The sequence below is a fragment of the Falseniella ignava genome (assembly GCF_002847645.1).
Taxonomy (GTDB): domain Bacteria; phylum Bacillota; class Bacilli; order Lactobacillales; family Aerococcaceae; genus Falseniella; species Falseniella ignava.
This window is the reverse complement of record NZ_PKHE01000016.1, coordinates 1-12625: the sequence shown is the minus strand read 5'-3', so window position 1 is coordinate 12625 and position 12625 is coordinate 1. Positions and strand designations below refer to the sequence as shown.

Sequence of the window (12625 nt, the reverse complement as noted above, 5' to 3'; positions counted from 1 at the left end):
ATCTTCTCCTTTTTCTGGTTCCTTATTATTATAGCCTATTCAGCCTAATTCTTTAAATTCAAACCATTCCCAATACGAATGCTCTTCTAAAAGACACCCCGCTATGGTACAGTAAGACTGACTTAAAGGAGGTTTGCTTGTGTTATATTTACCAGGTTTATTATTAGCAGCACTCATTGCAGTGGTGGCACGATTTATTGAAGGACTACTGCCAATTCCATTTATTTCTGCTTCAGTAATTGCGCTCTTTCTTGGGATGTTGATTCATTATTTCCGTCCGAAAAATGATTTGATCGAGCCAGGTGTGACCTTCGCTTCGAAACGCGTTTTGAAGTTAGCAATTATTTTACTTGGGGCTTCTTTAGATATTAATACCATCTTCCATGTTGGCCAACTCTCAATCTTCGTCATGTTCTTTACATTACTCACTTGTTTTGGTGGAGGTTACTTGATTGGAAAAGCACTGGGACTTGATTGGAAACTATCCAACTTAATCTCGGCCGGAACCGGCATTTGTGGCGGATCTGCCATTGCAGCGATTGCCCCCGTTATTGAGGCGAAACCAATCGATGTGGCTTTTGCGATGAGTGCGACCTTTATCTTCGATATGTTTATGATTATTTTATTCCCAATCATGGGACGGGCTCTGCACTTATCCGATGTGGCGTATGGGTTATGGACGGGAACGGCGGTCAATGATACCGCATCGGTTGTAGCGGCGGGTTACGCCTACAGTGAGGCGGCTGGCGATTTCGCAACGATGGTGAAGTTAACCCGAACATTGGTCATCATTCCAACCGTGATCATCTTTGCATTAATTCATCACCGTATGAAACAACGTGAGCATCATAGCGAGCATCGCGTTCAACTCAATATATCAAAGATTTTCCCACTGTTCATTGTCTTTTTCTTATTAATGTCGGCTGCACGAACGGTCGGCTGGATTCCAGTTCATTTGGCAGAAAACTTAAAATGGCTCAGTAAGTTCCTGATGGTCACAGCACTTGGAGCGATTGGACTTAATACGAGTCTCAAAGAAATGAAAGAAGTCGGCCATGCACCGATGTTGCATGGCTTGATCGTCTCAATCCTCGTAATTATTGTGGCGATCAGTGTCGAATGGCTGATGGGGCTCGTTTAAGACGAGCTCTTTATTAAATCTCAAAATAGAAAACCTTTACAAAATAACTAGAGATTCGTACAATATAGATACAAAAATTATAAGGGGGTTTTTCGTATGGCAAGATTAGACGGTAAAGTGGCAATTATTACGGGTGGCGCGAATGGGATGGGTGAATCTCATTCACGATTATTTATTCAAGAAGGTGCTAAAGTTGCCATCACCGATATTGATGAAGCAAAAGGTCAACAATTAGCTGAAGAACTCGGTGAAAATGCAATCTTTATCAAACACGATGTCGCTAGCGAAGAAGATTGGCAACACGTCGTCAAAGAAACTGAAGCGGCTTTTGGCCCAATTAACGTACTCATCAACAATGCGGGAGTGTCAACTGTGCTATCGGCAGAACATTCCTCGCTCGAAGATTATCTACGTATTGTAAATATTAACCAAGTCTCTGTCTTCCTTGGTATGCATTATGTCATCCCTTCGATGAAGGAAGCTGGAGCGGGATCGATTGTTAATATTTCCTCAATTAATGGTATGAACGGAGGCGCAATTGGTTATACCGATACGAAATTTGCGGTTCGCGGGATGAGTAAAGCAGCTGCCAAAGAACTGGCACAATACCATATCCGGGTCAACTCCGTCCATCCGGGAATTATTAATACGCCGATGGTCCAACACAGTGAGGCTTTTGACCAAATTCAAGCGATGGTCAACTTTGTGCCATTGAAACGGATGGCTGAACCTGAAGAAATCTCTAACTTAGTCCTATTCTTAGCGTCTGATGAGTCGAGCTACTCTACGGGCTCTGAGTTTATTGCCGATGGTGGTATTTTGGCATAAAATTTTTACAACAACACATTCACGCTAACAAATAAAAACGGCAGACTGATTGAAGTCCGCCGTTTTTAAACTTTTTAATTCATCTGATTGCCATATAATTTTCGTTGGGTTGCCTCAATAATCGGCTGCATCGCTTCACCTCGCAATTCGCTTAACTGAGTCAATGTCTCTGTAAGAGCTTGTTCAACTTCAGCAGCCAACTCCTCTGCCATCCCTTGCGTAGCTTCATCAAATGCCGCTTCCGGCAAATCTGTCTCTAACAACAACCGCTCTGCTGGGACTTGTTGGACGTACGCGCGACCTTTTTTCGTTTGAAGCATATCAGGGTGGACAGATAGATACCCCCCTTGCTTAATATGACGCATCAGCTGGTCACTCGTTCCGTTAAAGCGATGAAGAATCACCGCCGTATTCGCTTGATAAACTCCAGTACGTTCGATTAAATCAATCACATCGTCTTGCGAACGGACGGCATGAATCGAGAGCGTATAAGGACCGGATTCCCCATCCTCTAATGACGCTTGTTCGACAATCATGTCGAGTATTCGCTCAAATACTTCACGTTGCAATTGTCGCCCTGCTTCGTCAATTTCTTTTCTCGCATCGTCGAGCCCAATTTCTCCAATCGAACGCGTCTTTGACAACATGGCTTGAAAGATGGAAAGCTCCACTTCGAATTGATCACGTGATTCAATCCACCAAGGGTGCCAACCCAACGCCGGGCGCAAAGTCCAGCCAGATTGCGCATACACTTGTGCCAACTGGTAGACCTGTTCGAATTGGCTCGGCAATACAGTCTGCGCTACTAATTGAATATCCAAAGCATTGAGGTGTTCAACGAATTCACTTTGAACTGCTGAATCTTTAATAAAATCAAAGTGATAATGGGAATCGATTAACATGCTTGCACCCCTTTTCGAATGACTACGGTTCTAATCCTGAAAGTCGCCGAATCACTTTACCTGCGAGCATTTGTCCCATAATCGGCGGCATGTACGAGACGGTACCAAGTCGGGTCGAACGATCCGCTCCCGCTTCGCTCTCGAACTTGAAGGCCGGTTCGGTCGAATAGATGACTTCCACATGTTCAACGCCGACTTTACGATATTCGCGACGCATGACTTTCGCTAACGGACAATAACTCGTTTTACGAATATCGCTAAAGGTCAATCGCTCGGGATCGAATTTATTCGCCGCACCCATGGCAGCGACCAGTGGCAAGGATTCCTCCTGGCACCAAGCAGCCACAGCCGCTTTAGCGCGTACCGAATCGATGCAGTCGATAACATAGTCTGGTCGGGTGAAGTGCGCTAAATCTTGAGCAATCGTATCCGGATGCAATTCTAAGACTTCGGCTTCAACTTGGCAAGCTGGATTAATTGCATGGACGATTTCTGCCATCACATCCGCTTTTGCCCGCCCGATGGTCTCCGTATAAGCAACTGCTTGTCGGTTCATATTGGTAATATCCACCACGTCGCAATCAATTAAAATTAATCGACCAATGCCGCCACGAACGAGCGCCTCAGCACAGTTCGATCCGACACCTCCCAGTCCCAAGACCATCACTGTGGCCGCTTGCAACTTCTCTAAACCTGTCTCTTTTAATAATAATTTTACCCGATCAAATCGTGCATCCGTCATCTCAACGACTCCTTTATTGATAGCATTGACTTTTTTCTCAACGTTTAATGTAACTTAATTCGAGACGAGATACAAGCCATCGGATTTTAATTGATAAATTTTATCACAAACCGCAGCTAAGAAAGCCCGGTCGTGCGACACCGTCAAGATCGCCCCTTCGAATCGTTGGAAGGTCTCAATCAATTCGGGGACCGACTGCGGTGAGAAATTCCGAGTCGGTTCATCTAAAAATAAGACGTTACACCGATGAAAATCCAAACGCATCAATAACAGCTTCGCTTTCTGACCACCCGATAATTGTTGAATCGGTCGTTCCATCTCTTCTGGCAAGTAGCGTAAAGCCCCTAAATACGTCATAATCCGAGTTAATTCTTCGCGGTCGCCCTTCTCTTGTAAATATTCAATTGGAGACAGATTCACGGGCAAAAGCTCTTCATAGTTTTGCGGCATATACCCCGCTTTCATCTCTGAAATGTCCGGCAGCTGCTGCCAAATTGCTTGCAATAATGTTGATTTACCCATTCCATTACGCCCGATAATTCCTATCTTATCTTGACCGTTCATTAGCAGTGAAATATTACAGGCCAGTTGCTTACCATCCACTTCAAGACGATAATTATCGAGTGACACAATTCGCTTCGACTTCGGTAACGGCGAGACTTGATCGAACCCTAGTAAAATCGCATCTTCCGATATTGGACGCTCGACAAATTGCGCTCGATCTCGTTCAAAATGATGATTTAATGCTTTTAAATTAGCCATCTTCTTCGCTAATAAACGCCCTGCCACATCATTATTAGTATTGGCCATTTGATGATGAACTCTTTGTGTCTGTTGACGCAACGTTTGCATTCGCTGTTCATCCGCTGCTCGCTGTTGGTTTGCCAGTTGCTGTTGCTTGGCATCCGATTGCGTCCGCTGTTCAATATAGTCGGCATACCCCAACTTGGCGTATGTCACGCGAGGTTGTCGCTTATGGACGAGTCGCTCGATATGAATAATGGCAGTGGCTGTATTTGTCAAGAAAGTGACATCATGCGAGATATAGACTATCGTTCCGGAGAACTCGTTGATAAATTGTTCCAACCAGACCAATGACTCAATATCCAAATCATTCGAAGGCTCATCCAATAAGAGTACGTCAGGCTGCTTCATCAGTATTTGTAACAATTGCACTTTAATCCGCTCGCCACCTGATAAACTTTTCATCGAACGGGTAGCGTAGAGCAGTTCCACATCGAACTGTAATCGTGCGGCAATTTGGTATAAATTAGCGTAATCAATATCAAAATCTCCCGATTGGAAGAAGAAATCAGCAACAGACAACGCCAGTTCTGCTTCCGATAAACTTTGGGGCAAGTAACCTACGGAACCAAATTGATTGATTCGCTGACCTTGTATCTCTAAGAAATCTGTTAACGTCGGGTCTCCCCATAACCATCGCAATAAAATCGACTTCCCATTACCTTCTTCACCAATGATTGCAACCCGATCACCTCGGTTAATGACCGCTGTAAAGTTTTCAATTAATATTTTCATATCTTTGCGATGTGCCATCGTTAAATCATTAATTTGTAGCATGATTACCTCCTCATTTAAAAACTGTGACAACGTCTGACAGGGTTCACAGCGTTTGATCTTTATCAAATGAGGGGCAGCATGCATCGTACACAAATACGCTAACGACAGCATCCTGACTAAAAAAGTGTACACAAAAAGTGTATCCACTTCACCCTAACTAAAAAGACCGCAATCAAACAACCCTACCCCATAATGGTGGGAACTGATGCTTGATTCGCTGTGGTTCTTTTTAGTTTGGGCTCAATGGATACACCTCTTTCTTTCTTTTCCTCAAGTATATCATAAATAAATCGTTTTCACAAATGATGTATTAACTCAATTTTACTCCCCAAAGAAACGATAGGCAATGTCGTGCCCTTGATCAATTTTAGCCCATTGCTCTGCTTCCGTTAATTCATTACCACAATCACATGAAGCAAAGCCACATTGATGTGATAAGTAGAGACGGTCCTTTGGAATATAGCGCGTTGCTTCTTCAAGTAGGCGAATGGCGCGTTCTTCATCATCTAAAGTGGACGTCTTAGAAGAGAGTGCGCCGACAACGACTTCAACCTCCGGACGGTCTTTGAAGACTGCTAAAGCTTCCAAGCTACCCGCGCGCTCGTCATCCCATTCTAAGTAAAAGCGATCATAATGCTGACGGGCTAAGAAGTATTCGGCTACTTCGGTATATGCCCCATCCGTAAAGGCGCGTGAAGCATAATTTCCACGGCAATTGTGTGCATAGACTTTTAATCCCAGTTCGTGTGCATAATCTGCCACGGCATTATTCAAGTCTACTAACTGTTGTGCTAGCTCGCGCTTCGAAAACTTCGAAAAATCTGCCTGATCCAGTGAATCAAGACGAATTTCATCGTCCCCACCGACAAAGCTTGCCCAGACGCAATCATCGATTTGAAGGATGGTGCCACCCGCTTCAGCATATTCTTTCACATATTCACGGTAAGCCTGGACCAAGTCTTCACGGAAAGTTGCTAAATCTGAATAATATTGACCTTCACCAATTGCACCTTGCCCTAATAATTCAAAGTAAAGATGTCCTGGTGAAAAGATTGGATGCTTAACTGCCACTGATTCTGGTGCTAGTGAGCGAACATATTTAAAGTGTTCGATAAACGGATGATTCTTGCCGGATAACTTCCCGGTCACTCGCAAACCAATATCACGGCGTGTCTCAAAATCATGGCGATGACCGTCTTCGTCTTCTTCATAGAAATGATAGCCTTCCTCGGCTAATTGACGCTCAATGCCTTCTAAGCCCCAAGCAAAGTCTAAGTGCCATAAAGAACGTTGAAACTCCCCATCGGATATTTCGGTTAACCCATGAGCCACTTGTTTATCAACGATGGATTTAACCGCCTCGCGTTCTACGTCTAAGTATCCTGGTAAGTCATCGTAAAATGGATAAGTAATATCATCGCGATGCTCAATTTCATTTTTATAAGTTAATAAGTTCGCTGGGCGTAACAAGGAACCCACCGTTAAAAATCTTTTTGAATAATTTGTCATTAAAATCATCTCCCTTAAATTGCTTAAGTCATACTATAAAGGATTGACCTCAATATGTATAATACCTATTTACAAGAGTTAGTTATAGCTGTAGACTATAACGGAAGTGAATTAACCTTTAAAGGAGAGACCGATGCGAATCGAAGATTTTAAATATTTTAGAGCTGTGGCGACAGAACGCTCGCTCACCAAAGCCGCTCAATCCTTATTTATTTCCCAGCCTTCCCTATCCAACGCGATGGCCAAGTTAGAAGAAGAGCTGGGTATTGAACTCTTTATCCGAAGTCCTCGAGGGATTACGTTAACGAGCGAGGGCGAAGAATTCTTGCAGTATGCGAATCAAATTATGGAACAGATGGCCTTGATGGAACGGCGTTATTTTGAAGCAGAGCCACGTGCGATGCAGATATTCTCAGTGGTGACCCATCACTATGCTTTTGTGGTAGACGCCTTTGCTCGCTTGTTAAAACGCAAAAAAGAACGCCGTTTCGAAGCTTCCTTAAAAGAAGTACGTACCTATGAGGTGATTGATGAAGTTTACCGATTGCGCAGTGAATTGGGAGTGATCTATCGCAGTCGCTATAATCGACAAGTCATTAATAAAGACTTAGCCGATAAGCACCTCACCTTCCATCCACTGATTGCTACTCAGCCACATATTTTTGTCTATCAACACCATCCCTTAGCTCAAAAAGAATGGATTACTTTTGAGGATTTAAAACCTTATCCTCGGTTAAACTTCGAGCAAGGTAATTATAATTCCTATTATTTCTGGGAAGAAGTCCATGCAGATTATAGTGTTGATCAATCAATTATTGTAAGCGACCGCGCGACCATCTTTAACTTAATGATTGGTCTGAATGGTTATACCATCTCTTCCGGAATTATTAATGCCAACTTGAATGGCGAAGATATTATTGCGCGCCCTCTCGTGTCTGACGAAGAGATTGAGATTGGCTATATTACCAATGATTTCCATCAGCTGAACCCGATTGCGATTGAATTTATCGAGATTTTGAAGCAATGTCTTGATGAAGGCGTGGCTAACCAGCCTGGCTATCAATACCGTCGGCATCGCGATTAATTTCCTTACATATAACATGAAAAAGCGACTCGATTTACGAATCGAATCGCTTTTGTAATCGCTAATTATTGATTTGGGACAATCGCAATGACTTCCGATGGGAAGGCGACCGCATCTTTAATATGCGGTGTATTAACCATAATAATACCGCCAACCGGAGGAAGTTGATCTAAATTCGCCATAACTTCAACTTGGAATTTATTTTCATTTAACCAGTAACGTTGAGCCACTAAATCGCCTGCTTCAGCAGCTTCAGGACCAGAGTCCGTATTCAATGTCTCATGCCCTATCGCTGTAATGCCACGCTCACGACTTAAATATTGCAGCGCTGCAACCGACCAACCTGGTGTCACTTCTACACCCGCTTCATTCGTATTGGTAAAGTCTTCCTGCGAATCGATGCGGTGGTACCAACCGGATGAGAAAGCTACAAAGGCACCCGCTGGAATTGGACCGTATTCTGCTTCGAATTCTTTAATATCTTCAACCGTCACGGCGTAGCCAGGATTTTCAGCCACTTTATCTTCTAGGCGCAACACGTAAAGTGGTAAATAGCGCTCTTGAAGTGGAATCTGGGAGAATATCCGCCCCCCTTCCATAAAGTGGGCAGGTGCATCAATATGCGTTCCATGAGATGTTCCTAGTGTATATTCGCGGTTATCAGACCCTGTCTCTTCAAGTGTCGTTAGAATGGTTTCTTTTAAAGGATTAAATGCCTGATAAATCGCCATGGTTGACGTCACTTCATGGGTTAAGTTCACCCAGCGATACGATTTTAACTCTTTTAATAATTCATGAATTGGATACATTTTCTTTCCATCTTTCTATTGATTATCACGCAACCAATTAGTGGCTGCGGTTGCCATCGTTGCTGAACCAACAATTAACGCTTCTTCATTGAACTGTACATGCGGATGATGTACCGCATAGACTTTTCCTTCCTCATCAGGGAGTGGGCAGCCAACAAAGAAATAACATGATTCTGGTAAGACGTGGGCAATATGCGCATAGTCTTCAGAGGCTAAGAATGAGCCGATTTCTTTCACTTCATAAGCTTCCCCAACAGCTTCTTTCGCAGATTCAATCACTTGGTCCGTGATCGCATCCGTATTCACTAAGCTTGGAACATCCGCTAACACTTCAAATTCCGTCTCTGCTCGAAAGGCTTTCCCAATATACTCAACCACTTCAGGTAGACGTTTAGCCATATGTTCAGCAGCTTCATCGTAGAGCGAACGCGATGTCCCTTCGATGACAACGGTTGGTGGAATAATATTAACCGATCCTCCTGGCGCTTCGAAAAATCCCATTGAAAGTGATGCACTGCGGTTAGATGGTAATTCACGTGCGATAATTCCATTCGCCGCATTGATAATTTGTGTTCCAACAAAGACCGGGTCGATTCCGTTATATGGCATCGCACCATGAGCGCCTACTCCTTTAACGGTAATTCTAAAGTTCAATGCCGAAGCGAGTGCAGACCCGTGAGCCACTTCAATATCAACCTTCTCCGCAACCGGCCACATATGCAGTGCCATCCCTGCATCTGGTTTTGGATTTTCCAAGATACCTTCTTTCAACATTAAGACACCACCATTGAGTGTCTCCTCAGCTGGTTGAAATAGGAATTTGATTTGTCCTTGCAATTGATCTTCGTTTTCTTTTAACATTTTAAGAACCATTAATAAGATAGTCGTATGCATATCATGCCCACAAAGATGTCCATTTTCATTCTTAGAGACAAAGTCATGAACAGACTTTTCAGTAATTGGCAGTCCATCCATATCAGCTCGTAGTAAGAGTGTTTTTCCTTTATCTGGATTCCCTAAGGTACCAGTGATTCCGTAAGAATCACCAACCATCTGGTAGGCAATACCAATTTCATCGAGTTTTGCTTTAACAGCTTTGGCCGTCTCGGGTAGTTCGAATCCTACTTCTGGATGTTGATGAAGTTGACGACGAAACTCACGCCCTTCTTCGAATAATTCTTTGGCACGTTCTAAATATGTCATAAAATTCAGCCTCCTTAAAAGATTTTGTAATGCTATTATACATCTTTTTTCATTAAATTTTAATTTTTTATCCTTTTAAACGCTCTGAAATCAAAATTTGATCCTCTCCATCGACTTCCAACAATTGCACTTGAATTTGCTCAGAGGAAGCGGTTGGGACATTTTTCCCGACATAATCGGCTCGAATTGGTAACTCGCGGTGCCCACGGTCAACCAAAATCGCCAACTGAATCGCAGCCGGTCGTCCTTGCGAAAGAATCGCATCCATCGCAGCCCGAACCGTTCGACCTGTATAGAGTACATCATCGACTAAAACGACAATGCGACCGGTTAAATCGTGTTGGAGCGTGACAGGTTTGACTTCAGGTTCCTTTAGTCCTTCTTTGTGCTTTAAATCATCACGATAAAATGTAATATCTAGCGTCTCGAGTGGTACTTCAATTTGTTCAATCGATTGAATTTTCTGCTGCAAACGTTGTGCAATGGTCTCACCTCGTGTTTTAATTCCTACTAAGACGAGTTGTTCTGGCTCACTATTTTTCTCTAATATTTCATGCGCCATCCGCTTGAGCGTTCGGTCCATTCGATCTTGATCCATAATTTGCCCTTTAGTCACCTAGATTCCCCCTTTCAATTTCACCTCAATTATACCACGCCTCGCAATAAAACAGCTGACTAATGAAAAAATCCTGCCTAATTATTATCAGGCAGGATGATTGTTTCAATTACAATGCTGGGTTCGAACTTGACGGTTGCATATTCATTAAGACGATTGAGGCGAGCATTATCGCAATCCCAATTAGGCTAACATAATTAAGTGACTCTTTAAAGTAGAGCACACCGACTAATGTCGCCACAATCACCTCAACCGAAGCAACAATTTGCGCTTTAGATGCTTCAATGGGGTAAGTTAACCCATTTTCGTATGGTACTATCACTTTTAACCTGATATTTTTTGCCAAATATTTGTAACTGCCAACGCCTTCTAAATATTCTTCGACAATCCTTCGTTTAAATTCATAACTATATTTTGCCAATATAAACACCCCCAAAAAGTTAGATTTTTGGTCCAACTTTTTGGGGGCACTACAGTATAACGAGACTCACCCTTGTTATACCTTAACATATAATATTATTTGAGAATTAATTTCTTGAGTAGTTTGGTGCTTCTTTCGTAATATTTACATCGTGCGGATGAGATTCAATTAATCCAGCATTACTCATCTTGACGAATTGTGTCTTCTCTCTTAGATCATATAAGTTGGCTGAACCTGTGTAACCCATACCTGCACGAAGGCCCCCAACCATCTGGAAGACCATATCTTGTACGCTACCACGATAAGCAACACGACCTTCAATACCTTCGGGTACTAACTTGTTCGCTTCACTCTTAGATTGGAAATAGCGATCGCTGGAACCTTTTTCCATTGCGGCAAGACTTCCCATTCCACGGTAAGACTTATAGCGGCGACCTTGATATATCTCAAATTCACCCGGTGATTCATCTGTACCAGCTAACATTGACCCTAACATGACCGCATGCCCACCGGCTGCAAGAGCCTTAACAATATCACCAGAATATTTAATACCACCATCGGCAATAATCGTCTTACCATATTCACGTGCGACACCTGCTGCATCGTAGATCGCAGAGATTTGTGGCACTCCAACACCTGCTACGACCCGTGTCGTACAGATTGAGCCCGGTCCAATACCCACTTTGACAATATCGACACCGACATCGAATAACTCACGTGTTCCTTCAGCTGTTGCGACGTTCCCCGCAATAATAGTCACATCTGGGAAAGTTTCACGGATTTCTTTGATCTTGCGAATGACCCCGACACTATGTCCATGCGCAGTATCAATGACAATCGCATCGACTTCTTGGGCAATCAGTGCACTCGCACGTTCGAATGTATCATTTGTAATACCGATTGCTGCAGCGACAAGTAATCTTCCATGTTCATCTTTGGCTGAATGAGGATATTGTTCAATTTTCTCAATATCTTTACTTGTAATTAGACCCGCTAATTCGCCCTTCTCATTGACAATGGGTAACTTCTCAATTCGGTGATGGTATAATATTTCTTTCGCTTCACCCAGCGAAGTGCCTACAGGCGCTGTAATTAAGTTCTCACTCGTCATCACTTCACTCAGTTCAACTTCTTGGTTCGTTAAAAAGCGCGCATCACGGTTAGTAAATATACCAAGTAATGTTAAATCGTCCTCAGATTTGACAATGGGCACACCACTAATACGATATCTAGACATCAATGCTTCGGCATCAACATTCGTTCTCTCTGGTGTCAGATAGAACGGGTCGCGAATGACACCATTCTCAGAACGTTTTACTCGGCGGACCTCTTCTGCTTGAGCTTGAATGGACATATTCTTATGGATGACGCCTAAGCCACCTTGACGTGCCATCGCAATCGCCATATTCGATTCCGTTACGGTATCCATTCCGGCTGAGATCATCGGAATATTTAGCTTCAAGTTATGGGCTAATTCAATCTTAATATCGACATCGTTAGGTAATACTTCACTGCGAGCTGGCACTAATAAGACATCATCGAACGTATATCCTTCATAATCAAACTTTGTTTCCCAAAGACTCATGTTACCCCTCCAAAATTATAATTATTCATAAAATACCAAATATAATGATAAAATTCAACCTCAAAATAATCAATTTATTTAACTAATAATTATAATATTAATATCTTTTTCTTAACTGGTAGTGTCAAAAAAATTGTGTAAACTCGATTGTAAAATTGTATTTTATATGTCTTAGTTCATTGGATAATTTTAGTACAGTATTTA

At 42.8% G+C, this 12625-nt stretch carries 12 protein-coding genes; 3 read left to right on the top strand and 9 right to left on the bottom strand.

The features are described from left to right. Nucleotides 1–139 precede the first annotated feature (139 nt). Both CYJ57_RS06055 and CYJ57_RS06050 read left to right on the top strand, forming a co-directional pair. Nucleotides 140–1141 (top strand): YeiH family protein, encoded by a 1002-nt coding sequence (locus tag CYJ57_RS06055; RefSeq protein WP_101954503.1) that lies wholly within the window; start codon nt 140–142, stop codon nt 1139–1141. Nucleotides 1142–1237: 96 nt separating this feature from the next. Beyond that, nucleotides 1238–1969 carry a glucose 1-dehydrogenase gene (locus CYJ57_RS06050; RefSeq protein WP_101954502.1) on the top strand — a complete coding sequence of 244 codons (732 nt, stop codon included), beginning with the start codon at nt 1238–1240 and terminating at the stop codon, nt 1967–1969. Between the two features lie 74 nt (nt 1970–2043). Here the strand turns inward: CYJ57_RS06050 and CYJ57_RS06045 are convergent, their stop codons facing one another. The 4 genes from CYJ57_RS06045 to CYJ57_RS06030 form a co-directional block, all read right to left on the bottom strand. Further along, nucleotides 2044–2871: a TatD family hydrolase gene (locus tag CYJ57_RS06045; RefSeq protein ID WP_101954501.1), complete on the bottom strand. Its 828-nt coding sequence runs from the start codon at nt 2869–2871 to the stop codon at nt 2044–2046. Between the two features lie 22 nt (nt 2872–2893). Continuing rightward, nucleotides 2894–3613: a tRNA threonylcarbamoyladenosine dehydratase gene (locus tag CYJ57_RS06040; RefSeq protein WP_101954499.1), complete on the bottom strand. Its 720-nt coding sequence runs from the start codon at nt 3611–3613 to the stop codon at nt 2894–2896. A gap of 54 nt (nt 3614–3667) precedes the next feature. After that, nucleotides 3668–5194, bottom strand: coding sequence for an ATP-binding cassette domain-containing protein (locus CYJ57_RS06035; RefSeq protein ID WP_101954498.1), 1527 nt, complete (start codon nt 5192–5194; stop codon nt 3668–3670). Nucleotides 5195–5515: 321 nt separating this feature from the next. Further along, nucleotides 5516–6703: a uroporphyrinogen decarboxylase/cobalamine-independent methonine synthase family protein gene (locus CYJ57_RS06030; protein ID WP_101954497.1), complete on the bottom strand. Its 1188-nt coding sequence runs from the start codon at nt 6701–6703 to the stop codon at nt 5516–5518. 133 nt (nt 6704–6836) lie between these two features. On the opposite strand from CYJ57_RS06030, the gene CYJ57_RS06025 reads away from it, so the two are divergent. Beyond that, on the top strand, nt 6837–7787 hold the full coding sequence (locus tag CYJ57_RS06025; protein WP_101954496.1) for a LysR family transcriptional regulator: 951 nt from the start codon (nt 6837–6839) through the stop codon (nt 7785–7787). Nucleotides 7788–7852: 65 nt separating this feature from the next. Here CYJ57_RS06025 and CYJ57_RS06020 read toward each other — a convergent pair whose 3' ends face one another. The 5 genes from CYJ57_RS06020 to guaB form a co-directional block, all read right to left on the bottom strand. Beyond that, on the bottom strand, nt 7853–8596 hold the full coding sequence (locus tag CYJ57_RS06020; RefSeq protein WP_101954495.1) for a cyclase family protein: 744 nt from the start codon (nt 8594–8596) through the stop codon (nt 7853–7855). 15 nt (nt 8597–8611) lie between these two features. Further along, entirely contained in the window at nt 8612–9799 is a 1188-nt protein-coding gene (locus CYJ57_RS06015; protein WP_101954493.1) for a M20 metallopeptidase family protein, read from the bottom strand. A 67-nt stretch (nt 9800–9866) separates the two neighbouring features. Then, nucleotides 9867–10415, bottom strand: a complete 549-nt coding sequence (gene pyrR, locus CYJ57_RS06010; RefSeq protein ID WP_006701923.1) for a bifunctional pyr operon transcriptional regulator/uracil phosphoribosyltransferase PyrR — start codon at nt 10413–10415, stop codon at nt 9867–9869. 109 nt (nt 10416–10524) lie between these two features. Next, nucleotides 10525–10836, bottom strand: coding sequence for an EamA family transporter (locus CYJ57_RS08010; protein ID WP_006701922.1), 312 nt, complete (start codon nt 10834–10836; stop codon nt 10525–10527). A gap of 106 nt (nt 10837–10942) precedes the next feature. After that, a complete protein-coding gene (guaB, locus tag CYJ57_RS06000) occupies nt 10943–12421 on the bottom strand; it encodes an IMP dehydrogenase (RefSeq protein WP_006701921.1) in 1479 nt (492 codons plus the stop codon). Nucleotides 12422–12625: the final 204 nt, after the last annotated feature.